Annotated in this window: 27 protein-coding genes; 17 read left to right on the forward strand and 10 right to left on the reverse strand. The window is 67.7% G+C overall.

Annotation, left to right across the window (positions count from 1 at the left end; translation table 11 throughout):
* Positions 1–145 precede the first annotated feature (145 nt).
* The 9 genes from ACNS84_RS02885 to ACNS84_RS02925 are packed head-to-tail and all read left to right on the forward strand — an operon-like array spanning position 146 to position 9,307.
* Positions 146–1,375: a monovalent cation/H+ antiporter subunit E gene (locus tag ACNS84_RS02885; RefSeq protein WP_435073337.1), complete on the forward strand. Its 1,230-nt coding sequence runs from the start codon at positions 146–148 to the stop codon at positions 1,373–1,375.
* Positions 1,372–1,677: a cation:proton antiporter gene (locus ACNS84_RS02890; RefSeq protein WP_435073338.1), complete on the forward strand. Its 306-nt coding sequence runs from the start codon at positions 1,372–1,374 to the stop codon at positions 1,675–1,677. Before ACNS84_RS02885 ends, ACNS84_RS02890 begins: the two co-directional genes overlap by 4 nt.
* Positions 1,677–2,012: a monovalent cation/H(+) antiporter subunit G gene (gene mnhG, locus ACNS84_RS02895; protein ID WP_435073779.1), complete on the forward strand. Its 336-nt coding sequence runs from the start codon at positions 1,677–1,679 to the stop codon at positions 2,010–2,012. Before ACNS84_RS02890 ends, mnhG begins: the two co-directional genes overlap by 1 nt.
* A complete protein-coding gene (locus tag ACNS84_RS02900) occupies positions 2,009–2,626 on the forward strand; it encodes a DUF4040 domain-containing protein (RefSeq protein ID WP_435073339.1) in 618 nt (205 codons plus the stop codon). Before mnhG ends, ACNS84_RS02900 begins: the two co-directional genes overlap by 4 nt.
* On the forward strand, positions 2,623–3,306 hold the full coding sequence (locus ACNS84_RS02905) for an MnhB domain-containing protein (protein WP_435073340.1): 684 nt from the start codon (positions 2,623–2,625) through the stop codon (positions 3,304–3,306). Before ACNS84_RS02900 ends, ACNS84_RS02905 begins: the two co-directional genes overlap by 4 nt.
* The gene (locus tag ACNS84_RS02910) at positions 3,303–3,797 is read left to right on the forward strand and encodes a cation:proton antiporter subunit C (RefSeq protein ID WP_435073341.1); all 495 of its coding nucleotides are present in this window, start codon (positions 3,303–3,305) and stop codon (positions 3,795–3,797) included. Before ACNS84_RS02905 ends, ACNS84_RS02910 begins: the two co-directional genes overlap by 4 nt.
* Positions 3,790–5,403, forward strand: a complete 1,614-nt coding sequence (locus tag ACNS84_RS02915) for a proton-conducting transporter transmembrane domain-containing protein (RefSeq protein ID WP_435073342.1) — start codon at positions 3,790–3,792, stop codon at positions 5,401–5,403. Before ACNS84_RS02910 ends, ACNS84_RS02915 begins: the two co-directional genes overlap by 8 nt.
* Entirely contained in the window at positions 5,400–7,520 is a 2,121-nt protein-coding gene (locus ACNS84_RS02920; protein ID WP_435073343.1) for a cation:proton antiporter, read from the forward strand. Before ACNS84_RS02915 ends, ACNS84_RS02920 begins: the two co-directional genes overlap by 4 nt.
* The gene (locus ACNS84_RS02925) at positions 7,517–9,307 is read left to right on the forward strand and encodes a Na(+)/H(+) antiporter subunit D (RefSeq protein WP_435073344.1); all 1,791 of its coding nucleotides are present in this window, start codon (positions 7,517–7,519) and stop codon (positions 9,305–9,307) included. The genes ACNS84_RS02920 and ACNS84_RS02925 overlap by 4 nt, the downstream gene beginning before the upstream one ends.
* A gap of 110 nt (positions 9,308–9,417) precedes the next feature.
* On the opposite strand, the gene ACNS84_RS02930 is transcribed toward ACNS84_RS02925, so the two are convergent.
* Both ACNS84_RS02930 and ACNS84_RS02935 read right to left on the reverse strand, forming a co-directional pair.
* Complete coding sequence (locus tag ACNS84_RS02930) at positions 9,418–9,771, reverse strand: helix-turn-helix transcriptional regulator (RefSeq protein WP_435073345.1); 354 nt, start codon at positions 9,769–9,771, stop codon at positions 9,418–9,420.
* Between the two features lie 157 nt (positions 9,772–9,928).
* Positions 9,929–10,705 carry an NRDE family protein gene (locus tag ACNS84_RS02935; protein ID WP_435073346.1) on the reverse strand — a complete coding sequence of 259 codons (777 nt, stop codon included), beginning with the start codon at positions 10,703–10,705 and terminating at the stop codon, positions 9,929–9,931.
* Positions 10,706–10,811: 106 nt separating this feature from the next.
* Between ACNS84_RS02935 and ACNS84_RS02940 the strand changes: the two genes are divergently transcribed.
* The 4 genes from ACNS84_RS02940 to ACNS84_RS02955 all read left to right on the forward strand — a co-directional run bounded on the left by ACNS84_RS02940 (position 10,812) and on the right by ACNS84_RS02955 (position 13,646).
* Positions 10,812–11,882 (forward strand): glucose 1-dehydrogenase, encoded by a 1,071-nt coding sequence (locus ACNS84_RS02940; RefSeq protein ID WP_435073347.1) that lies wholly within the window; start codon positions 10,812–10,814, stop codon positions 11,880–11,882.
* Positions 11,869–12,504, forward strand: a complete 636-nt coding sequence (gfcR, locus tag ACNS84_RS02945) for a transcriptional regulator GfcR (protein ID WP_435073348.1) — start codon at positions 11,869–11,871, stop codon at positions 12,502–12,504. The genes ACNS84_RS02940 and gfcR overlap by 14 nt, the downstream gene beginning before the upstream one ends.
* A gap of 79 nt (positions 12,505–12,583) precedes the next feature.
* On the forward strand, positions 12,584–12,928 hold the full coding sequence (locus ACNS84_RS02950) for a glutaredoxin family protein (protein WP_435073349.1): 345 nt from the start codon (positions 12,584–12,586) through the stop codon (positions 12,926–12,928).
* 148 nt (positions 12,929–13,076) lie between these two features.
* Complete coding sequence (locus ACNS84_RS02955) at positions 13,077–13,646, forward strand: DUF7110 family protein (protein ID WP_435073350.1); 570 nt, start codon at positions 13,077–13,079, stop codon at positions 13,644–13,646.
* A gap of 25 nt (positions 13,647–13,671) precedes the next feature.
* Here the strand turns inward: ACNS84_RS02955 and ACNS84_RS02960 are convergent, their stop codons facing one another.
* Positions 13,672–14,913, reverse strand: coding sequence for a trans-sulfuration enzyme family protein (locus tag ACNS84_RS02960; protein WP_435073351.1), 1,242 nt, complete (start codon positions 14,911–14,913; stop codon positions 13,672–13,674).
* A gap of 181 nt (positions 14,914–15,094) precedes the next feature.
* Here ACNS84_RS02960 and ACNS84_RS02965 point away from each other — a divergent pair, with 181 nt between their 5' ends.
* A complete protein-coding gene (locus tag ACNS84_RS02965) occupies positions 15,095–15,811 on the forward strand; it encodes a diphthine--ammonia ligase (RefSeq protein ID WP_435073352.1) in 717 nt (238 codons plus the stop codon).
* Positions 15,812–15,850: 39 nt separating this feature from the next.
* Here the strand turns inward: ACNS84_RS02965 and ACNS84_RS02970 are convergent, their stop codons facing one another.
* Positions 15,851–17,104, reverse strand: a complete 1,254-nt coding sequence (locus ACNS84_RS02970; RefSeq protein WP_435073353.1) for a Glu/Leu/Phe/Val family dehydrogenase — start codon at positions 17,102–17,104, stop codon at positions 15,851–15,853.
* 120 nt (positions 17,105–17,224) lie between these two features.
* Positions 17,225–18,115 (reverse strand): HpcH/HpaI aldolase/citrate lyase family protein, encoded by an 891-nt coding sequence (locus ACNS84_RS02975; protein WP_435073354.1) that lies wholly within the window; start codon positions 18,113–18,115, stop codon positions 17,225–17,227.
* Between the two features lie 45 nt (positions 18,116–18,160).
* Between ACNS84_RS02975 and ACNS84_RS02980 the strand changes: the two genes are divergently transcribed.
* Positions 18,161–18,706 (forward strand): MaoC family dehydratase, encoded by a 546-nt coding sequence (locus ACNS84_RS02980; RefSeq protein ID WP_435073780.1) that lies wholly within the window; start codon positions 18,161–18,163, stop codon positions 18,704–18,706.
* 5 nt (positions 18,707–18,711) lie between these two features.
* Here the strand turns inward: ACNS84_RS02980 and cyaB are convergent, their stop codons facing one another.
* Positions 18,712–19,326 carry a class IV adenylate cyclase gene (cyaB, locus tag ACNS84_RS02985; RefSeq protein ID WP_435073355.1) on the reverse strand — a complete coding sequence of 205 codons (615 nt, stop codon included), beginning with the start codon at positions 19,324–19,326 and terminating at the stop codon, positions 18,712–18,714.
* Between the two features lie 114 nt (positions 19,327–19,440).
* On the opposite strand from cyaB, the gene ACNS84_RS02990 reads away from it, so the two are divergent.
* Together ACNS84_RS02990 and ACNS84_RS02995 are read left to right on the forward strand one after the other, a co-directional pair.
* A complete protein-coding gene (locus ACNS84_RS02990; protein WP_435073356.1) occupies positions 19,441–20,364 on the forward strand; it encodes an FKBP-type peptidyl-prolyl cis-trans isomerase in 924 nt (307 codons plus the stop codon).
* Between the two features lie 119 nt (positions 20,365–20,483).
* Positions 20,484–20,744, forward strand: a complete 261-nt coding sequence (locus ACNS84_RS02995; RefSeq protein WP_435073357.1) for a DUF8049 family protein — start codon at positions 20,484–20,486, stop codon at positions 20,742–20,744.
* A 26-nt stretch (positions 20,745–20,770) separates the two neighbouring features.
* Here ACNS84_RS02995 and ACNS84_RS03000 read toward each other — a convergent pair whose 3' ends face one another.
* From ACNS84_RS03000 to ACNS84_RS03015, 4 genes are all read right to left on the reverse strand, one after another.
* Positions 20,771–21,391 (reverse strand): RAD55 family ATPase, encoded by a 621-nt coding sequence (locus ACNS84_RS03000; RefSeq protein ID WP_435073358.1) that lies wholly within the window; start codon positions 21,389–21,391, stop codon positions 20,771–20,773.
* 74 nt (positions 21,392–21,465) lie between these two features.
* Entirely contained in the window at positions 21,466–22,134 is a 669-nt protein-coding gene (locus ACNS84_RS03005; protein ID WP_435073359.1) for a MinD/ParA family ATP-binding protein, read from the reverse strand.
* A gap of 75 nt (positions 22,135–22,209) precedes the next feature.
* The gene (locus tag ACNS84_RS03010; protein ID WP_435073360.1) at positions 22,210–22,584 is read right to left on the reverse strand and encodes a YlbF/YmcA family competence regulator; all 375 of its coding nucleotides are present in this window, start codon (positions 22,582–22,584) and stop codon (positions 22,210–22,212) included.
* Between the two features lie 98 nt (positions 22,585–22,682).
* Positions 22,683–23,336 carry an alpha/beta hydrolase gene (locus ACNS84_RS03015; protein WP_435073361.1) on the reverse strand — a complete coding sequence of 218 codons (654 nt, stop codon included), beginning with the start codon at positions 23,334–23,336 and terminating at the stop codon, positions 22,683–22,685.
* Between the last annotated feature and the right edge of the window lie 2 nt (positions 23,337–23,338).

Consider the following 23,338-nt stretch of genomic DNA (forward strand, 5'->3'; position numbering starts at 1 on the left):
GATCGGGAGCGGTGGCGACCACGTCGTTCTCCCGGCTGATATCGGCGTGGATACAAACTGTTTTGAGGCGGTAGAGAAAGGATCCCGGTAGTGATACCCATATGCACAGAGGCGGTCAACTCCGGACCCGTCGGAGGTGTGGTGGGTGACTGACAGCGACGACGGCGAGGAGTCCGCAGCGGAGACCGAAGACACCGCCGACGCGGCCTCACGGCCGGGTGTCATCGTTCCCGTTGAGCCCTCGCCGACTCTCCGCTCGACGGTCTCACATGCCGTCGAATCCGCAGTCGAGGGCGAGTTCGGCGCGATCCACCTCGTGGAGATCGCGTCGTGGCGCGACGGTGACCCGGACTCGGACGACCGCACCGCGAAGGCCAAACGCGTTCTCGAACGAACGGTGGCGTGGGCCGAGTCCGACCTCGAGGACGCAGACGCCGAAGACGTCGAGGGTGTGACGGTGATGTCGGCGCTTATCGGCTCCGACGAGTACCTGTTCGGTCCCGACGACTACGTCGACGTGCTCGCCGAGTACGCCGAAACGCACGGGGCCGAGACGGTGCTCCTCGATCCCGAGTACACCCCAGTCGGGAACACGACGCTCCTCCAACCGCTGGAGTTCGCGCTCTCGAACACGGACCTGGCCGTCCGGACGGCCCCGGTGGGGCGGCCAACCCGGCGCGAGCGGCTCCGGAACGAGGCGACGGGCGTGCGGTTCGCGGCGATGTTTGGACTCTCACTTGGGTTTTATCTGCTCCTCGGCGACCCGCTCTATTGGTTCGATCTGGTGACGGGCGTCACGACCGCGGCGATCGTCTCCATAACTCTCTCACGGGTCAGCTTCGACACCGAGCCGTCGGCGCTTCGGACGCCACAGCGGCTGATTCGCGGTCTCATCTACATCCCCGTCCTGCTGTACGAGATTCTCGTGTCGAACCTGGTCGTCGCCCGCGTGATTCTTGACCCGCGGATCTCCATCGACCCGACGATGAACCGCGTCCGCGTGATCGTCGGCGGGGGACTCCCGCTGATGACGCTCGCGAACTCGATCACGCTGACCCCCGGCACGCTCACGGTCCGCGCCCGCGACAGCGACCTCTACGTGCACTCGCTGATCCCGTGGGCCCGCGACGGGCTGTTCGACGGCTCGCTAGAGCGCTGGACGCGGTTCGTCTACTACGGACGGTCTGCGGCGCGGCTGCCGACCCCCCGCGAGCGCGACGACTACGCCATCTTGCAGGGGCCGGACGCGACCGAGGAGCTTCCCATCGCCGCCGCGGACGGCGGCGAGAGAGACGGCGACGCGACCGCTGTCGGCGAGGACGAGGCGCCCGCCGACGATGAGGTGGCCGACGGTGCGGAGGTGACCGACGCGTGACGCTCGTCGACGCGACCGTCGCCGCGGGCTATACGGTCGGCGACTTCCTGCTGTTCGCCGCCGCCGGATTCACCCTGCTCGCGATCGGGATGCTGTACCGGGCAGTGGCGGGGCCGACGATGCAAGATCGAGTGCTGGCGGTGAACGTCCTCGGAACGAACACCGTCGTCATCCTCGCGCTGCTGGCGGCGGCGCTTTCCGAACCGACGTTCCTCGACATCGCGCTCGTGTACGCGCTGTTGAACTTCCTGATGGCGATTGCCATCTCGAAGTTCACGGTGGAACGGGGTGGTGTGCTGTGATCGAGACGCTCGGGACGCTCGGAGCGATTCGCTTCGGGCTGATCGTCGTGTTCACCCTGCTCGGGCTGTTCTTCTCGTTCGTCTCCATGGTGGGCGTGCTTCGACTCCCGGACGTCTACTCGCGGGCGCACACCGCCTCGCAGGCCGACACGCTCGGTGCGGGCTTCGGACTCGCCGCCGTGGCGCTGGCCATCGGCTTCGAGGGGACGAGCTTCAAGACCGTGCTCCTGTTGTTCTTCATCTTCGTGACCAACCCGACCGCCGCGCACGCAATCGCGCGGGCGGCCTTCGAGACGGGCATCGTCCCGTGGACCGAGGGGGACGACCGCCGATGACGGGAGCGAGTCCCCTCACGGCGGTCGCCGGACACGCGGCACCGGCCCTCTCGCAGACGGCTCCCGTCGTCGCGCAGATAACCGCTATCGAGGCGAGTCTGCTCGCGTTCGTCGTCCTGACGGCGCTCGCGACTGCGATGGCGCGAGACGTACTCGCGGCCGTCATCGTCTTCGGGGCGTACAGCCTCGGAATGGCAACGCTGTACACGTTCTACCGCGCGCCAGACGTCGCGCTGACGGAGGCGGCGATCTCCGCCGGCGTGACGACCGTACTGCTCCTCTTGACACTCGCGAAGACGACCCGGATCGACCACGACGCCGTCTTCGAGTCGGTGAATATCCCGGCCGTCGGCGCGGTCGGGCTGCTGTTCGCCGGACTGCTGCTCACGATGGGCGACGTGCCGGCGATCGGCTCGCCCGACGCGCCGGTGTGGTCGAACCCGGAGGTAAGCCAGTGGTACCTCGCCGAGACGTACGCCCAGACCGGTGTCGACAACACCGTGATGGGCGTCTTGGCGGCGTTCCGCGGGTTCGACACCTTCGGCGAGGCGGTCGTCGTCTTCGCGGGCGGGATCGCGGCGCTCATCGTCCTCCATCGAGAGGTGTTCGCATGAGCGACGTTCGTCCCGATGACGACGGGGTGCGCGGCGACTCGGTCGGCGGTGACGACGCCGATCAGGGCGCCGAGGACGATCCGGAGGTGCCGCCTCACCGGGCCGCTTCCCGATCGGGACGGCTCGATTCCAACCGGCGCCAAGGCACGCCGTACACGGAGAGTCAGGTTATCATGCCGACGGTGAAGATCGTGGCCCCGTTCGCGTTCACCTACGGTCTGTTCGTCACCTTCCACGGCAGTGGCTCTCCCGGCGGTGGGTTCCAAGGAGGCGCGATAGTGGCCGCCGTCGTGTTCATGATCGCGTTCGCGTTCGGGATCGAGGCGACGCGCGCTTGGCTCGCCAACAGCGTCGTCGTCGCGCTCGCGGTCGGCGGCGCGCTGGCGTTCGCGGGCATCGGGTTGATTCCCGTCGCGCGAGGCGGCGCGTTCCTCCAGTACGACCTGCTGCCGGTCCCGGTGAAGTACGGGTTAGAGAGCGTCGAGATATTCGGCATCGCAGCCATCGTGAGCGGCGTGCTCATGGGGCTGTTCTTCCTGCTCGCGAACGGATTCAATTCGAACGGGAACGGCTTCGGCGACGACGCTCCGGCCGAGGAGGACGCCGACGACGAGCGCGTCGAGGAGGCCGATGCCCCGGACACGGACCGTCCCGCCGCCACGGACGGAGGTGAGCGATGACGGGCGTTGCCTTCGCCGTCGCAACCGCGGGAGCGATCGACATCCTCGCGACGCGGCACGCCTACGTCGCGTTCGCGCTGCTGCTCTGCGTCGGACTCTACATGATGATAGCCAACCCTCACCTCGTGAAGAAGATTATCGGACTCAACCTGTTCCAGACGGCGATATTCCTGCTGTTCATCGCCTCGGCGTACGTCGAGGGCGGCGCGATTCCGATCGTCCCCTCCGGCGAGGTGGAGGCGGGGACGTTCGTCAGCCCGCTCCCGCACGTGATCGTGCTCACCGCCATCGTCGTCGGCGTGAGCCTCACGGCCGTGGGGCTCGCGCTTTGTATCCGGATCTACGACGAATACGGAACGCTCCGGACCGACACCCTCCGCGAGTTGATGCGGGACGAGGGGGCGCTCCCGAGCGGCCCCGCGAACGAGACCGACGCCGGCGAGCCGAAAGCCGGCGATGCCGCGACCGACGAGGTGACGAGCGATGATTGACGTGCTTCTCCCGTTGGCGATCGCCGTGCCGATCGTGGCGGCGACCCTCCCGATCGGGCTCGGACTGTGGTACGACGACGTCGGCTGGCCGATCGCGGCGGTCGGGACGACGGCCGTCGTTGGACTGGCGGCCGCGATCGCCGCCGAGGTCGCGATCGGCGGACCGTTCGACCACGCGCTCGGCACCTACCAACCCCCGATCGGGATCGAGCTGGTGGCCGACGAGCTGTCGGCCGCGGTGCTCGCGTTGATTGCGGTCGTCTCGCTGGCGACGCTCGCGTTCTCGCGGGTGGCCGGCCCGCGCGGGAACGCGTTCTACAGCGCGTACCTCCTGCTGGTCGGCGGGCTCTCCGGGATGGCGCTCACGGGCGACCTGTTCAACATGTTCGTCTTCCTCGAGATCGTCGGGATCACGACGTACGCGCTGATCGCGGCCGACCGCTCCGGCGCGAGCGCGTACGCCTCGCTGAAGTACCTCGTGGTCGGGACGGTGGGCGCCTCACTGTACCTCGTAGGCGTCGGCTACGCGTTCCTCGCGACGGGGACGCTGAACATGGCGGACATGCAAGAACAGATCGTCGCGCAGGCCGGCTACGGCGACCCGCTGGTGCAGGCGAGCTACGCGCTGATCGTCGCCGGCCTCGCGCTGAAGATCGCGCTGTTCCCGGTCCACACCTGGCAGCCGGACGCCTACCAGCGCGCGCCGGACGCCGTCACGGCGGTCGTGGCGGCGCTCGTGTCGACGACGAGCGCGTACGCGCTGATCCGGGTGACGTACTCCGTCTTCACCGTCGACTTCCTCGCTGCGAACGAGGTGATCACGACGGGGATCCTGGTCGTCTCCGGAACGTCGATTCTCGCCGGATCGGTGCTCGCCGCGATGCAGTCCGATCTCAAGCGGATGTTCGCGTACTCCTCGGTCGCGCAGTTCGGAATGATCGGCGCTGCGATCGGACTCGCGAACGAGACCGCGCTGCTCGGCGGCATCGTTCACCTCGTCGGACACGGCCTGCTGAAGTTCGGGCTGTTCCTCGGGGTCGGTACCCTCGCGCTCGGCTACGGCGTCCGTCGGATCGAGGACGCCGCGAGCGCCGCCCGCGAGGCGCCGTACACGGCGGGAGCGATCGCCCTGCTCGGTCTGGGGCTGGTCGGGATCCCGCCATCGGTCGGCTTCCTCGGCAAGTGGTACATTGGCCTCGGTGCGGTCGAGTCGAGCATGGCCGGCGCCGGCCCGGCCGGAATCGCTATCGCCGTCGTGATCTTCGTCAGCACCCTGTTCACGCTATCGTACGTCGCGCGGCTGATAGAGCGGTTCTACTTCGCAGGCGTCGGGCTCCCGGGCGGCCACGGCGATGACGCGGCGGCCGGTCACGACACCGACCCGACCGGCGTGGCCGCTGACGGCGGCCGCGACGACGCGGCCGACGGGCCGTCGCGCGTCACCCCCCGTGAGGGCGCGCCGCGACTCTCGCTGGTCCCCGACCGCGTGCCGCCGGCGTCGCTCGTGGTGTTGATCCTCACGGCGCTCGTCACGGTCGCGCTCGGCTTCGCCGGGATCGCGCTGTCCGACTGGTTCGGTCCGTTCCTCACGGAGGTGTTCGCATGACTGACGCTATCGTCACTGACCTACGTCCCCTACTGGCCGTCCTCGTCTCGTTCGTCGCGGCGTTCTTCATCGTCGCGTCGCACCGCTCGCCGAACGTCCGCGAAGGCTGGACGATCGCCGCGGCCGTCGCGAAGTTCGCGATCGTCGCCTCGATGCTCCCGGCCGTCCTCGACGGTGCCGTCTTCGAGTGGTCGCTCGGGGCGTTCCTCCCCGGAATCGAGTTCGCGCTGCGCGCAGACGCGCTCGGCATGCTGTTCGCGTTCCTCGCCAGCGGGCTGTGGATCGTCACCTCGTTTTACAGCATCGGCTATATGCGCGGGAACGACGAGACGAACCAGACGCGGTACTTTGCCGCGTTCGCGGTATCCCTGTCGGCGACGATGGGGATCGCGTTCGCGGGGAACCTCGTGACGATATTCGTCTTCTACGAGATCCTCTCGATCGCGACGTACCCGCTCGTGGCACACGACGAGACGTCGGAAGCACGCTCGGCCGGCCGAAAGTACCTCGCGTACACGATGTTCGGCGGCGGTGTGCTGGTGCTCGCCGGCACCGCGCTCGTCTACCTGATCGCCGGTACCGTTGACTTCACCGCCGGGGGCATTCAGGAACTCGCGAACGCGGACCCCGCGCTCGCGATGCTCGCCTTCTTCCTCCTCGCCATTGGGTTCGGCGTCAAGGCCGGAATCATGCCGCTCCACCAGTGGCTCCCCGAAGCGATGGTCGCGCCGACGCCCGTCTCCGGACTGCTCCACGCGGTCGCGGTCGTCAAGTCCGGCGCGTTCGGCGTCTCGCGGGTCGTCCTCGACGTGTACGGCCCCGAACTCGTCTTCGACCTCTCGCTCCCGTTCGGCTTCTCGGCCGGGCTCGTGTTGTCGACCATCGGCGCGATCACGCTGACGGCGGCCTCGATCATCGCGCTGCGGAAGGACCACCTGAAACAGCGGCTCGCCTACTCGACAATAAGCCAGCTGAGCTACATCATCCTCGGGCTCGGCCTCTTCGGCTGGTACGGGCTCGTCGGCGCGCTGCTCCACATCCCGGCGCACGCGTTCATGAAGCTCACCCTGTTCTTCTGCGCGGGGAACCTCCACGTCTCGACGCACACCGACTACATCTCGGAGATGGCGGGGATCGGAAAGCGGATGCCGCTGACGATGGGGGCGTTCACGGTCGCCTCGCTCGGGATGGCCGGTATCCCGCTTCTGGCCGGGTTCGTCAGTAAGTACTACATGTTGATCGGCGGGATCCGGATGGGCGCCCAGCTAACGCCGGTCGCCTACTACCTCGTCGGCGCGCTCCTGCTCTCGGGCGTCCTCAACATCGCGTACTTCTGGCCGGTGATCTACACCGCCTTCTTCGAGGCAGAGGACGCCCATGACGCGAAGCCGCTCGTCGACTTCCCGATGGGTGGCGAGTCGCGGTCGACGCTGCCAGCGACCGACGGAGGCCGGCCGGAAGACGATGCCGACGTCGACGGCAACGACGGCAACGATAGCAACGACGGCGATGAGTCTGACGTCGACGACGTCGTCGAGAGTGCCGAAGGCGACGCGCCAGCCGACGACGCTGGGACGGGGACCGCCGCCGCAGACGTCCCCGACGACTCGGACATCCCCGACGCGGAGTTCGACGACCTGCCGACCGACGAGGAGGGCGTCGTTCGTCCGGACTTCAACACGAGCGAGCGGGACTTCTCCAAGCCCGCCGAGCGCGTCGACACCGGGGACTACGCGGTCGACACGCGCCCTTCCGACGCCAACGTTCCCTTCGGTGTGGGCCGGAGCGAGGACGCCTCTACCGAGGCCACGGCGAGCGATGACACCGAGGACGCGAGCGCTCGCGCCGCCGACGACGACGACCGCGATCACGAAGCGGACCACGAGGCCCACGGAGACCACGACCACGCCGGTGGCCCGCCCGCGGGCGGTTGGCGCCACATCGACGGACTCGACGCCCTCCGTGGGCGCGAGTCGACGTGGTTCACGCTGGGTCCGATCCTCATCGCGATGAGCCTCGCGGTGCTGCTCGGCGTGATCCCCTACGAGATGGGCTTCCTGGAGCTGATCGAACTCATCGTCGACACGCGGCTCCCTGAGGAGGTGATGCGGCCATGAACGCGATTCTCACGTCGCTTCCGCCGTACGTTGTGCTCGCGGCCGCGGCGTTCCTCGTGCTCGCTCTCCCGCGGCGCGCCGGGCACGCTGCGGCAGCGCTGGCGACCGCGTTCACGTTCGCACAGGCGGTGCTGCTCGGCGACGGCGCGACGGGCGCTCACGTCGCGACGCAGCTGTTCGGCTTCGACGTGGTGCTGTTCAACGTCGACCAGTTCTCGCTGTTGATGGGGGTCGTCGTCGGTTTCCTCGCGACGGCGGCGGTGCTGTACGCGTACGGCACCGAGGCGCCGACGTGGGTGACCGCGTTCGCGCTGGTGTACGTCTCCTCGACGCTCGGGACCATCTACGCCGGCGACTGGCTCACCCTGATCTTCTTCTGGGAGCTGATGGCCGTCACCAGCACCCTGCTGGTGTGGCAGTACGGCGGCGCGGCGGTGCGGGCGGGCTACCGCTACGCGCTGTTCCACGGGATCGGGGGGACGTTCTTCCTCGGCGCCGTCGTCGTCCACGGCGCATCGATGCTCGGCAGCGTCCCGGCCGCCGAGATATTCCTGTTCTCGTCGACGACGGGGATCCACGCCAGCGCAACGCTGCTGGCGGCGATCGGGGTCGGCGTCAACTGCGGGTTCATCTTCCTGCACACGTGGCTACCGGACACCTACCCGCGCCCGCACGTGGCGGCGTCGGTGTTCCTCTCGGTGTTCACCACCAAGACGGCTGCGTACGTGATGTACCGGGCGTTCCCCGAGGGCGGCATGTGGCTGGCGTACCTCGGTGGGTTCATGGCCGTCTACGGCGCGTTCTTCGCGCTGCTGCAGTACGACCCGCGGCGGCTCCTCTCGTACCACATTCAGGCACAGCTCGGCTACATGCTGGCCGGCTTCGGACTCGCGACGTACGTCGGCGAGTTCGCCGTCACCGGCGGCTTCGCGCACCTGTTCAACAACGTCCTTTATAAGAGCCTCCTGTTCATGGCCGTCGGTGTCGTCGTCTACCGGACTGGGGTGGAGGACATCAGAGAGATGGGCGGGCTCTGGCGAGAGATGCCCGTCACCTTCCTCGTCTACGTCGTCGGCGCCGCCTCGATTACCGCCGTTCCGGGGTTCAACGGGTTCATCTCGAAGGGGATGGTGATCGACTCCGCACACGAGCTTCACAACTTCGAACTGCTGTTCGGCGAGGGCCTGCTGTGGTGGCTGCTGATCCTCGGTGGCGTGGGAACGTTCATGTCGTTCATCAAACTCGGCTACTACATGTTCTTCCACGGCTCCGCGACGCTGTCGCCGAAGGACGCCACCGCGTTCCAGACCGCCGGCATGGTGCTCGCCGGCGGGGCGTGCATCTTCTTCGGGGTGTTCTACACCCAGCTGATCGAGCTGATGCCGTTCACGGAGATCATTCTCAGCGAAGACGTCTACTTCCATCCGTACAGCGAGAGCCACCTGACCGAGAGCGCGGCGCTCCTCGTGACCGGGTTCGTCGGCTTCTTCGCATTGAAACGGCCGCTCGGGTGGCTCGCCCACCACATGCGCGACGTCGACGCCGTGACCTACCCGGCCGCGTTCTACCTCGGTCGGTGGTCGGTCTGGGGGGTCACGGAGCTGTGGGCCGCCGTCGACCGTGCCGTGATGGGGCTCGTCGCGGGTATCAAACGGACCGCGATGCGTCCGCGGACGGCCGTCTCCGCGCTCGGTTTCGACGTCGAGATCCGGACTGGGATCGGCCGGAGTGTCCTCATCTTGACGCTCGCCGCGGGCGTCGCGTTGTTGGCGTTCATGCTCGGCTAAGCGGACTCTGAGAATCGGACTGAGAATGCGTCGGCGGGGTGGCGGGTCGTCGGCGTCGGCGTGGCGGTTCTCGCGGCCGACCCGGCTCTACGCGGCGGCGGGCGTTCAGTTCAGTACTCTTCGTACGCGAGGTTCATCATCCACTGCGAGAAGGCGTCGGCCTGCGAGTCGACCTCCTCCTCGCCGATGAACGGCGACAGCATGTCGCCGGCCATCAACAGCGCGAACTCCAGGTCGCGGGGCGCGGGTTCCAAGTAGTACGTGTTGTGTCCGTTGTAGACGGTGTCTGACCGCTGGATGAGACCCGAATCCTCCAGCGCCTCCGCGATGCGGCTCCCCTTGCGTGAGGAGACGTCGAGTTCCTTCCAGAAGTCGCTCTGGTGGATGCCACCGGTCTCGCGGATGAGTTCGAGGCCCGCCTGCTCGTCCTCCGACAGCTCGGCCTCGAGTTCGGACACGCTCATGCTTGAACACCCGCCCGCGACTCGCTTAAAACTGGCTTTCCGTCCCGTCGCGGCGCCTCCGTCCGCGACGGTCTCGCGCGCCGCCTCTTCTCGCGCCGTCGCCGCGTGCGGTCGCGCTCCTCTCGACCCTCCGCGAGTCGTCGCCCGCCCACACCGTTCACTCGCCTGTGAACGACGGGGGGAGCGACGCCGGTTCCACGGGCGTCTCGCAGGGTGGCCCGTCGGCGTACGCGAATTCGGGGACCGCCGTCGGGTCGGTGCTCGTCAGAATCCGGGTGAACGACCGCGTCCCGAAGTCGTCGCCGTGGAGACAGGCACCGTACTGGTGGTCCGCAAGGATGGCGCTCGCGCGGTCGAGCCACTCGGCGCCCGACTCGCCCGGCTCCGGAACCAACTCGGCTGCGATCCGGCGGGCGCTGTCGACGCGCTCCTCCGCGAACGCCCGCCGTCGTTCCGGGATCGCGAACCGCTCGACGCCGTTCACCACCCCGCCGACGTTGCCGACGACGTGGACGCCCGGATCGAGCCGCGTCACCGCGAGACCGCCGTCGTACGAGAGGAGGAACGCGGCATCGTCGTCCGCGAGCACAAGGTTGAACCCGTCGTACGAGCGGGTTTCGAGGTCGCGCTCGACGCTCCGAACTGCGGCCTCGGCGGAGTCCGATTCGAGACAGTCTCGCACGAGAAGCCCTCGGGAGCGGTCTCCCTCGCGGTCAGCGTCGAGCCAGCGGTTGGTGATCGCAACCGCGAGACCCGAGTCAGAGAGGCCGATCCACGTCCCGCCGGCCTCCGCGTCGCGCGGGGCGACGTACCGACCGTCGTCGCCGCGGACCGTCGGCGGTTCGGCTGGTCTGTCCAGCGCCTCGTCGCGGTTGGCGGCGAGTGCGACCGGGGCGTCACCGAACGCGCGCCACGCGAGAGTGAGGGTACACACACTCGCTTGTGCGCCCGACGAGGAGGAAAAACCCGCGATCGCGACGTCCCCATTCTTTACTCAGAATAAAAGAAATCTTTTGGTGGCTGACCACGTCGGGTCGCGTATGAACGCGATAGCCGTGAACGAGGGGGCCGACGAACCGGTCGTGACGGAGAAGCCACGCCCGGAGCCGGCACCCGGTGAAGCGCTGGTCCGGACGCTCCGGGTCGGCGTCGACGGGACGGACCACGAGGTCATCGCCGGCGGGCACGGCGGCGCGCCCGCGGGTGAGGACCACCTCGTCCTGGGCCACGAGGCGGTCGGCGTGATCGAAGACCCGAACGACACGCCGTTCGAGGTCGGCGACGTGGTCGTGCCGACGGTCCGGCGCCCGCCGAACGGCGCGAACGAATACTTCGCGCGAGGCGAACCCGACATGGCTCCGGACGGTCGGTATCACGAACGCGGCATCGTCGGCGCGCATGGGTTTATGGCCGAGTACTTCACCAGCCCGGCGGAGTTCCTCGTGAAGATTCCCCCCGCGCTCGCCGAGTGGGGATTCCTCGTCGAGCCGCTGTCGATCGCAGAGAAGGCGATCGAACACGCGTACGCCAGTCGGTCGGCGTTCCACTGGGACCCGGAATCCGCGCTGGTGCTCGGCAACGGGTCGCTCGGACTGCTCACGGTCGCGAGGCTCGACGCCGACTTCGAGCGGGTGTACTGTCTCGGTCGCCGAGAGCGTCCGGACCCGACGATCGATATCATCGAGTCGCTCGGCGCGACGTACGTCAACTCCAACGAGACGCCGGTCCCCGCGGTGCCGGAGGCGTACGAATCGATGGACTTCATCTTCGAGGCGACCGGCTACGCCCCGCACGCCTTCGAGACAATCGAGGCGCTCGCCCCCAACGGGGTCGGCGCGCTGCTCGGCGTGCCGGGCGACTGGGAGTTCGAGATCGACGGCGGGAGGCTCCACCGCGAGTTAGTCCTCCACAACAAGGCGCTCGTCGGGAGCGTCAACTCCGGGTACGAACACTTCGAGGCCGCGGTCGACTCGCTGTCGGCCTTCTCCGAGGAGTTCATCGACGGATTGGTCACCGGCGTGTACGGGCTCGACGAGTTCGAGGCCGCGTTCGCGGATGACGACACGACTATTAAAACGGCGGTAGAATTCAGTTCATATGAAGAACGTTGACGACCTGATAGACAGTGCGGCCGAGCTGGCGGAACGGGGGCTCTCGAAGGGCGAAATCGCCGACGAGCTGAACGTCTCACGGGAGACCGCGAGTTGGCTCGTCGAGCGAGGGGGCGGCAACGGCGCCCCGACCGAGGCCCCACCGTCCGGCTCGACGGCCGACATCCACGTCGACTGGTCGGCACTGGGCCGCGATTCGACGCGGCTCCGATACGCCGCGAGCGCGATGGCCGACCTGCTCGCGAAGGAAGGGGAGGAGGTCGATCTCACCGTCGGCGTCGAGAAGGCCGGCGCGCCGCTCGCGACCGCGGTCGCGAACCAACTCGACACCGACCTCGGCACGTACGCCCCCGCGAAACACCAGTGGGAGGAAGGCGATATCGACGAGCACGGCGGCGGCTTCTCGCGGAACTTCGCGGCGATCCGCGACCGCGACTGTTACGTTGTAGACGACATCATCACGTCGGGGACGACGATGCGGGAGTCGATCAACGCGATCCGCGAGCAGGGAGGCGAACCCGTCGCCTGCGTCGTTCTCGTCGACAAGCGAGGCTACGACGAGATCGACGGCGTCCCCGTCTACTCCCTCGTCGACGTCGTCCGCGTCGACCGCGACGAGTAACTCGGCGCGCTCCGGGACGTCGCCGAAGCGCACGGGTCCGTGCGGAACCCATTTGCCTCGGCGGCGCGTACCGTTGCGCATGACGTTTCAGCCAGAGTCCGAGGCGGAGCCCGACGAGATTGAGCGCCGCGTCACGGAGACGCTCGCTGACAACGACGTGGTCCTGTTCATGAAGGGGAACCGACTGATGCCGCAGTGCGGCTACTCCCAGCGCGCGGTCGAACTCATCAGCAAGCACGTCGAGGAGTTCGAGACCGTGGACGTGCTGCCCGCGCTGCCTCACTACCGGGAGGCGCTGGAGGCCGAGAGCGGGTGGGAGACCATCCCGCAGGCGTTCGTTGACGGCGAGTTCATCGGTGGCAGCGACGTCCTCGGAGAGCTGGACGAGCGTGGCGAACTGGCCGCCGAACTCGGCGCCGAATAGACCGACCAGCCGCCCTATCGATCGCTTTGCGGTCCGATCTCAGTCAGTCGAAGGGCAGGCCATATAAACCTACGGTGCCTAATTGCGATAGGAGCAGCCGTAGTCGCTGCCGCTGTGCCGACTCTCGACTCATCTCACCCAACCAACAATGACAGGCCGCGTGTTCAGACTTCATTCGACGCTCGAACTGCCACTCGAAGACGTGGAGACGTACTTCGAAGAAGACCCCGACCTCCCGCCGGAGATCAACGACATCGACATCACGCGTCGAAACAACACCCTCATCATCAAGGCCCTGTCCGACGACGAGAGTATCAGCAAGTACACGCCGACCGCCCAGCTGAAGGCGTCCGTCACGGAGACGCGCGTCTGGGAGGAGGAGCCGCCGCGTGCCGGCGGTCCGCAGTGGATGGACGACGAGGAGGAAGAGATCCCCTCCGAACTCGTCGAGTTCGCCTGCTTCAAGGGTGACCGTGAGACCGTCCTCCAGAACACCGCGCTCCAGTACCCCATGTTCCTCGTGCTCCGCGAACTGGCGCTCCTCTCCGAGAAGGGGACGCTGACCGCCATCACCGAGGAGGACGGCGAACTCGAAGCGACGCGGATCGTCGAGGGTGAGCCGCGTCCCGCGAGCATCGAGGTCGTCGAGAGCCCGCAGGGCGCCGGCGACGGCGACGGCGGGGTCAACTGGCGCGACAACGAGTTCATTTCGGACTGAGACCGCCGCCGAACCTCGCTCGGTGTCAGTGGTCGGTCGACGGCGGCGTCGCGCGACGACCCATCGCGTCGAATCCTCGTTGTAAGTCCGCGATCAGGTCGTCTATCCCTTCGATACCGACCGACACGCGGATGAGCGTGTCCGATATCCCAAGCGCCTCTCGCTCCGCCGGCGAGAGCGGTTCGTGAGTCATCGCGGCGGGTAATTCGATCAGACTCTCGACACCACCGACAGAGACGGCGAGGGTGAACTCCGTTAACGCCTCGACGAACCGCTTCGCGTCGTCGATGGTTCCGTCGAGTTCGAACGAGAGAATCCCGCCGAAGCCGGACATCTGTTCACGGGCGAGTTCGTGGTCCGGATGGTTCGGCAAGCCGGGGTAGTACACGTCGGTCACCTCCGGCCGCTCGTCGAGGAACTCGGCGACGGCCGTCGCGTTCGCCTCGTGTTTCTCCATGCGAACGGCGAGCGTCTTCATGCCGCGTAACACGAGGTAGCTGTCGAACGGTCCGCTGACGGCGCCCACGCCGACTTGCTGGAGGAATCGAATCTCCTCGGCCAGCGCGTCGTCGTCGGTGACGACGGCGCCGGCGATGGCGTCAGAATGCCCATTGAGGTACTTCGTCGTGCTGTGCGCGACGACGTCGGCACCCAGTTCGAGCGGCCGCTGAAAGTACGGGCTCGCAAACGTGTTGTCCACGCCGAACAGCACGTCTCGGTCCGCGACCAGGTCGGCGATACCGGCGATGTCACACAGTGCGAGTTTGGGGTTCGTCGGCGACTCCATCCAGACGACGGCGGTCTCTTCGCGGAGCGCGGCAGCCACGTTCTCCGTGTCCGTCGCGTCGACGTACGTGACGTCGACGTTGAGACGCGACCGAAAGATGTCGTTGAGCATCCGACGAGTACCGGCGTAGAGGTCCTCGAAGGCGACGATGTGATCGCCGGGAGTCACGCCGGCGAGCAGCGTCGTGAAAATCGCCGCGGTACCCGAGGCGAACGCGGCGCCGTGAGCGCCTCCTTCGAGCGCGGCGAGTCGGGTCTCCAGCGCGTGCCGGGTCGGATTCGACAGCCGACCGTAGACGAACTCGCCGGCGGCCGGGTCCACGTCCTCCAATCGCATCTCGGTATCGAGGCCCGGAAGGGCGAACGTCGACGTCAGGTGAACGGGCGAGACGACGTCGCCCGCCTCGCTGCCGTTGCCGAACGGCTCCTCGCCCTCCGAGACGGTGAGCGTGTCAAACGTCGGATCCGGTTGATCTTCCATACGCGAACTCCGACGCACCCTCGCTAATATCTTGTCATTTTTCATTAATAATGCCGGTTAGTCGGATAACTCTCGGGGATATGGACGCTCGACCGACGAATCGCCGCGACCGGCACTCGTCAGTCGACGGTCGTCAACCCGGACCGTCGACGATTTAAGCGGGCCGGGCGTTCTCTGGTCAATGACCGACGACTGGGTGAGCCTCTTCTCGGGCGGGAAAGACTCGTCGTGGGCGCTGTACCGCGCGCTGGAGGAGGGACTCGACGTCTCGCGTCTCCTGACCGTCCACCCCGCTGGCGACTCGTACATGTACCACACACCGGCGACGGAGCTCGCCGAACTCGCGGCCGAGAGCGTCGGGATCGACCTCGTCGAGATCTCGCCGGACGACTTCGGAGCGGACGACGTCGACGACGCGGGTGCACAGGGCGACGCCGAACTTGAGCCAATGGAGGCCGCCCTCCGAGAGATCGCCGCGGACGAGGACGTGGACCTCGCGGGTGTCACCGCCGGCGCGGTCGAGAGCGAGTACCAGACGAGCCGCATTCGAGCGATGTGCGACCGGCTGGGGATCGACCTGTTCGCACCGCTGTGGGGCGAGGACCCGGTCGCACTTGCGGAGTCGATGTTCGACGCCGGGTTCGAGATCCGCATCGTGCAGGTCGCGGCGTACGGGCTCGACGAGTCGTGGCTCGGGCGGCGCTACGACGCCGACGCGCTGTCGGAACTCCTCGACCTGCGCGAGAAGTACGGCGTGCACCCGCTGGGCGAGGGCGGCGAGTTCGAGACGTACGTCGTCGACGGTCCGCACATGAGCCGTCGGATCGAGTTCGAGTACGACGCGGTGTGGGAGGGCGACCGCGGTCACGTCGAGATCCGCGACGCCCGGCTGGAGTGAGCAGAAAAAGCCACCGCCCGAAACGCGTCCGAACGCGCGTTACGGCCAGCTTCCCGCCTGCCCGTACGCGTCGACGATCCTACCGATAGCGACCACGTAGGCGGCGGTACGGAGGTCGCGAACGTCCCGCCCCTCATAGGCGTCAATGATTCCGTCGAACGCCTCGGTGATTATGCGTTCAAGCTCCTCGTTGACCCGCGACTCGGTCCAGTAGAACCGCTGTCGGTTCTGGACCCACTCGAAGTACGAGACGGTGACGCCGCCGGCGTTCGCGAAGATGTCGGGGACGACGTGAACTCCGTTCTCGACGAGCACGTCGTCGGCACGCGGGGTGAGCGGTCCGTTCGCGGCCTCGACGATCACGTCGGCCGCCACGTCGGCGGCGAGGTCGCCGTTGATGGCGTTCTCCAGGGCCGCGGGCACGAGCAGGTCGACGTCCATCGTCAACAGCTCCTCGTTCGTGATCGACGCGGCGTCGCCGTAGCCGGAGACCGCGCCAGTCTCGGTCTTGTGCTCTTTCACCGCCCGCGGGTCGAGCCCCTCGGGAGCGTGGATACCGCCCGACGAGTCCGAGACCGCGACCACGTTCCCGCCCAACTCGTCGATGAGGGCGGCGGCGACCGAGCCGGCGTTGCCATACCCCTGAACGGCGACGCTCGCGCCCGCGAGGTCACGGTCGAGCCAGTCGAACGTCTCGCGGGCCGCGAGCGCGACGGAGCGACCGGTCGCCTCGACGCGCCCCTCGCTGCCTCCCGAGTCGATCGCCTTGCCGGTGATAACGCCGGGCGCGGTGGTGTTCTCCAGCGTCTCGTACGTGTCTTTGATCCAGTTCATTTCCCGCTGGCCGGTGTTGACGTCCGGCGCCGGGATGTCGCGGTCCTCGCCGATGATCGGTCGGAGTTCCTTCGCGAACGAACGCGTCAGTCGCTCCAGTTCGCTCTCCGAGTAGTCACTCGGATCGATCGCGATTCCCCCTTTCCCGCCGCCGTAGGGCACGTCGACGACGGCGCACTTGTACGCCATCCACCCCGACAGCGCCTTCACTTCGTCGCGCGTGACGCCCGGGTGATACCGGATGCCGCCCTTGTACGGGCCGCGGTCGCCGTTGAACTGCGACCGGTACGCGCGAACCGTCTCCAGCGAGCCGTCGTCGCGCTCGAAGGTCAGATTCGTCTCCAAAACCCGCTCAGGATTCTTTAACCGGGTGATAACACCATCCTTGGCGTCGACCGACGCCGCGGCGTCGTCGACCTGTTCCTGGAAGCTCTCGAACGGATTCGTCTGTTCAGTCATACGTAACGTTCCAGAGGGGTCGAGGTTAATGGTGACGGATAGGTATCGTTAGAGGCAAATCTGCTTGTACGCCTCGAACACGACCCTCTCGGATGGCCCACGCGAGCCGTGGTGGTGGTATTATCTCGGGTCCATCCCGGCGGCCGCGGCCCGCTCCACGATCCGCTCCGCCTGCGCGATCAGCGGCGCGTCGATCATCTCGCCGTCGACGCTGAACACCCCTCGATCCGCCCGTCGGGCCTCGTCGCGGGCGCCGAGGACCCGAGACGCCCAGTCGATCTCCTCGGCGTCGGGCGTGAACGCCTCGTTGATCGGACCGACCTGCGACGGGTGGATCGCGAGCTTTCCGTCGTAGCCGAGCGTGAGTGCGAACGCCGTCTCCTCGCGAAGCCCCTCCGTGTCGGAGAAGTCCGTGTACACCGTATCGAGGGCGTCGACGCCGGCCGCACTGGCGGCGAGGACGACGTGTTCGCGGGCGTACAGCACCTCCGTCCCCTCGTCGGTGCGGGTCGCCCCGATGTCGGCCGCGAGGTCCTCGGCGCCGAACACGAGCGCGCTGGTCGCGTCCGCAGAAGCGATCGCCGGCGCGGAGAGGACGCCGCCGGCCGTCTCGACGAGCGCGAACACCGCGAGGTCGAGCCCTCGGTCGGCGCACAGCGCGGCCGCCCGCTCGACGCGGTCGGCGGCCTCGACTTTCGGCAGCATGATCGCGTCGAGCCGGAGCGGGGGGTCGGCGTCGACTGAACCGCCCACGTCCGCCGGCGCCGACCCGACGAGGGCGTCGAGGTCGGCGGCGGGCGCCGTCGCCGTGAGCCGGACGCACACCTCGGCGTCCGGATCGAAATCGACGTCGGCAAGCACGCGGCGGACGGCGTCGCGGGCCTCGTCTTTCCGACCGGGGGCAACGGCGTCTTCTAGGTCGAAGCAGACCACGTCTGCGCCCGTCGCCGGCGCCTTTCGCATGAGTTCCGGGCGGTCACCGGGAGAGAACAGGAGGCTTCGTCGGGCCATGACGGAGACTCCTCACCGCCGGGTATAAAATCGGGGGCGAACGGGCTGACCGACGCGCACGGCTTCCGGAGCGGTACCGATTTGACCCGGCGGGTCGACGGTCGGGGCATGACAGGATGCTACTACGAGGAATTTACCGTCGGTGAGACCTTCGAGCACGCGCGGCGCCGCACGGTGAGCGAGTCGGACAATCAGCGTTTCTGTGACATGACGATGAACCAGCAGCCGCTCCACCTCGACGCCGACTTCGCGGGCGAGACCCAGTTCGGTGAGCGCCTCGTTAACGGGCTGTACACCATGTCGCTCGCGGTCGGCGTCTCGATACCCGAGACGACCGACGGCACCATCGTCGCGAACCTCTCGTACGACAACGTCGAGCATCCGAATCCGGTGTTCCACGGCGACACCATCCGCGCGCGGTCGACCGTCACTGACAAGCGGGAGACGAGCGACGGGGAGCGCGGCCTCGTCACGATGCACGTCGAGGCGTTCAAGCTGGTCGACGACGGCGACGACGTCCTCGTCTGCGAGTTAGACCGGACCGCGCTCTCGAAGAAGCGACCGGTCGACGGTGAGGACGCCGCCGAGTAAGAACGTTAGCTCGTGCCGTCTGCGTCCTCGTCGGCCAGCAACAGCCCCAGATACGAGGTGCGCACCTGTTCGTCACCGTCGAGTCCGAGCCTGTCGAGCACGTCGAGCGCGTCGTTCCTGACGGCCTCGATGGCGGACTCGTCGGCGACCGCGCGCTCGATTTCGACGAACTCGCCGAGGCCGTCGACGGCGTCGAGCGTCACGGTGAAACCGTCGACCGTCCAGAACTCGCGCCGCTTTTTCACGGCTGCGGCCGGCTCGAAGCCGAGGCCGGAGAGGATACCGGCCGCTGCCTCGACGTCGGTCACTTCCGTCTCGTGTTCCGCGCGAGTCTTCGAGCCCTCGTCGAGCAGCGGTCCCTTATACGTGATCTTGGTCGTCTCTGCGGATGACGGCGTCGCGCCCGATTTCACCCCCGCATCGTCGGACCCGATTCCGTCAGCGAGCGGCGTCTCGCGGCGCACTCGGAGGGCCTCGTCCGTCTCGGCGAAGTCGCGGTGCGGCGCGTCGTAGTAGTCGTCGCGCTGGCGACTCGCGCCGACGCGCTCGGCGCCGGCGTCGCGGAGGCGGTCCCGGACCGCGTCGACGTCAGCGGGGACCTTGATTTCGACCTCGATCATATCCGAACCTCGGCGGGCGCGTCCATAAGCGCCGTGGGACGCAGACCCCGTCTCGTCCGCTCGTCGCCGCGTCGAACCGTGCGCCTTAAGGGTGTAACAGGTGACGTTCACGGTATGAGCGATCAGGAGCAAGCGGACGCGGCCGAAGACGCCGACGAGGCCGAGACCGAGAGTGCCGGACTGGCTGACGGCGACTTCGTACGAGTCGCGTACACCATCCGAACGGCCGACGACGGCCGAGTCATCGATACGACGGACGAGGAAGTCGCCGAAGAGGCGGAGATCGACACCGAGGAACACGAGTTCGAGCCGCGCGTCATCGCGCTCGGCGCCGGACACGTGTTCCCGTCGGTCGACGAGGCGTTCATCGGTTTGGAAGTCGGTGACAAGGGCGTCGTTGACGTCCCGGCCGACGACGCCTTCGGCGCGTACGACCCCGACGAGGTCGAGACGGTGAAGGCCGACAAGATCCCCGAGGACAGCCGCTACCCCGGCGCGCAGGTGCAGATCGACAACCAGCAGGGCTACCTCGAGACGATCATCGGCGGCCGCGCCCGCGTCGACTTCAACCACCCGCTGGCCGGCGAGGACCTCGAGTACGAGTACGAGATCCTCGAACTCATCGATGACCGCGAGCAGCAGGCCGCCGGCATGCTCGGGATGTACCTCCAGGACGCGCCCGAGGTCCGCATCGAGACGGTCACCGAGGAGGAAGAGACGGTCACCGAGGACGACGACGGCGAGGAAGTCGTCGAGACCGAGAAGGTCGAAAAGGACGTCCTCTACGTGACGGCGACGCAGGCGATGCAGATGAACCAGCAGTGGATGTTCCAGAAACAGCAGATCGCGCAGGACCTCATGAGCCGGCTCGACCTCGACCGCGTCGTGGTCGAGGAGGTCATCGAGGGCGGCGGCATGGGCGGTCTCGGCGGTATGATGGGCGGCATGGGCGGCGCTGGCGCGGGCGACATCGAGGACGCGCTTGAGGACGTCGACGTCGACGCCGACGAGATCGTCGACGAACTCGACGAGGAGTAACGTCGATTCCCGGCGTTCCGACCCGCCGACGAACCGATCCCTTTTGAACGACGCTCGACCCAGTGAGAGACATGCAGGCCGACTGTGAGACAGAGAGAGACGTGGAGGATGACTGAGCGATGGAGATCGAACGCGCCCGCGAGGACCTCTTCGTCGCGGCGAGCGCCGGTGTGACGATGGTCGCGATCGCGGTGTTGTCGAGCGTCACCGCCGTCGTCTCGGTCGGGACGCTCCCGACGCTCGCCCCGCTCGCCGTCTACGGGATCTACCTCTTCTCACGGAAGGGCGGCCCGTACGGCTCGTTCGACGAGCCGCGGAATTGGGCAATTGCGGCGGTGGTCGTCGGCGCGGCTGTCGTTATCGCGTCCGGCGTTTTCTGATCGGAGCGGCGTCGGAGAACTCGGTCTCAGGCGATGTCCCGGCTCGTGTCCACCGTGACCGAGTCGGTGAGCTTCAGCTTGAGCGGCTCCTCTAACGCCGCGCCGCCGCGGAACTTGGGGACGACAAGCCGGTTCGCGATCTCGGTTCCGGTCACCGTGGTGCGGAGGTCGAAGACGAGGTCCGCGATCTGCTCGGTGACGACCCGCGTCTGGTCCGACGACGCGGGCTTGAGCGCGTGTAACACCGCGAGTCCGTCGACGTCGACGACTCGTCGCTGTAGCTCGTTCAGGAACTCACCGTACTCCTCGCGGCCGTGACCTTCCAGCGGCTCGACGGAGTCGACGACGATCGTCCCGCCGTCCGGAAGCTCCTCGGTCGTGTCCAACACCGTCTCGAACGGATCGTCGCCCGCGGCGTCTCTGACGACCGTCTCCGCGTCCTCGTCGTCGAGCGTGAGGGTTGCCTCCATCGCGGCGACCGAGCGCACAGTGGTCAAATACCGGCACTCCCGGACACGAGCGAACCGATCCAGAATGAGTTCGGACTGACTCGCGGGGTTGGCCGTGAGCACCACGACGCTGCCGCTCGGAATTCCGCCGCCGAACTCTCGGTCCAACACCGAAATTCCGGTTGCGAGCGGCTCCATACGATCGCTGCCGTCTCCGAAGGTTTGGCTCTGTCGATGGCCGCCGAACGATGCGCGGGCGTCGGGGCGGGCGGTCACGCGACGCGCCATCGGTCCGAACCGTACTCACTGGTGAGCCGACGCGCGAGGTCGTCGTACGCCGATCGCACCGCCGAGTCGGCGAGCGGCGCCGGTGCCGCGGCCGGAACGCGTCCGAGCACCGGACAGCCGAGCAGGTCGGCGACGGGGTCCGGGACGGTGTCCGCGCGGACGGCGACGACACCGAGGGGCGGGCAATCGAGTCGCCGAGCGATCGCGGCCGTCTTCGCCGCGTCGCGCAGGGCCGCGCGCCCGAGCGGCGTCACGAGGAGCGAACGGTCGGCCGCGCGGAGCGGTGCGGCCGCGTCCGGCGACGCGCCCGCCGGACAGTCGATCAGGGTCGGTGCGCTGTCGGGGACCGCGTTCACGAGCGCGTCGAACGTCGGATCGGAGGCGACGGAGTCGGCGTCGACCGGGGCGGCGAGGACGGTGGGCGGGGGACCTTCGGAAACGACCGAGCCGCTGTCGCGGACCGCTTCGACGACTGTGATCGGCTCGTCTCGATCCATCTCGGTCGTTTCGGACGCCAATCGGGCGAGGTTCGGGAGGTCCCAGTCGGCGTCGACCGCGACCGCGGACGCGCCCCGACGCGACAGCGCCCGCGCGAGCCCGAGGGTCGTCGTCGTCTTCCCACTCCCGCCCTTGCCGCCGGCGACTGCGATCACATCGCGAACTGCGTCGCTATCGGTGAAAAAGAACGGGAGAGTCGGTGTGGTAGGCGGGCGGTCGCCGGTCGGAGGTCAGTCCTGACAGCAGCCGCCGGCCTCGCCGCCGAAGTCGACCGCGAGGGGCTCGGAGATGGCCTCGTTGACCGTTTCGAGGGTGTCGTTGAGTTCGTCCTGCGCGTCGAGGAACTCCCGCATGACGGGCATCGAGTGGAGTTCGTCTTGCGCCGATTGCACCTTCTGGAGCCCGGAGTTCGTCGCTTGTCCCGTCTCGCGGGCCTGCATGAACTCCGCGCGAAGCTGTTCGAACTCGTCGATCTTCGCTTGGACGTCCTCGTCGCGCTGTACCGCTTCGCGCGCCTCCTCGAAGCGCTCGTACTCGGGGGTTCGGGCGATCTGTTCGCCGAGCTCGCGACCGAGGTCCTCGATGGAGGCCTGTTCGACGCTCATGGATTGACGTTGGCGCGGAGCGGTTTTAACCTGCCGGAGCCGGGGGTTCGGCGCCGCTGAGCCAACCGTCGACCACGCCGATTCCTCCGGGGGCGCGGTCACACCGCGTGCCGCTCGACGAAGGCGACGACGTCGGCGAGTTCCTGCTGTCCGATCCCGTGTCCGCCCGGATAGCTCCCGCGGGTGACGTCGGCGCCGATCGCTTCGAGGCGGTCCGCGGCCGACGCCGACCTCGACTCGGGGATCACGCGGTCGCCAGCCCCTGCGCCGACGAGCACCGGTTTCCCGTCGATACCGTCCGGATCGAGGTCGGCGTGGACGTCCGCGAGGTAGCCGTGGAGGGCGACGACCCACGCGTATTGGTCAGGCTCTTCCAAGAGGAGCGAGAGGCTCGTGATCGCCCCCTGGCTGAAGCCGAGCAAGCCGATACGGTCAGGATCGAGATCGTACGACTCCACGGCGGCGTCGACGCTCTCGGAGACCAGGTCGAGGCTGCGCCGGAAGCCGGCGGCGTCGGGCTGGCTCTCTTCGAGCCCGCCGGCCGACAGGTCGAGGTCGTACCACGTGTACCCGCCCTGCAGGGGGTCGGGTGCGCGAAGGCTGATCACGTGGAGTTCGTCGGGCAGGTGGCGGGCGACGGGGAGCAGGTCCTCCTCGTCGGCGCCGCGGCCGTGGAGGACGAAGACGGCGGGTGCGTGTGCCGACTCGTCGTCGGGCGCGACGTGGATGTGGTCCAACGGAATCTCGGTCATGT

This window comes from Halorubrum wangae (genome assembly GCF_051194135.1).
Classification (GTDB): Archaea; Halobacteriota; Halobacteria; order Halobacteriales; family Haloferacaceae; genus Halorubrum.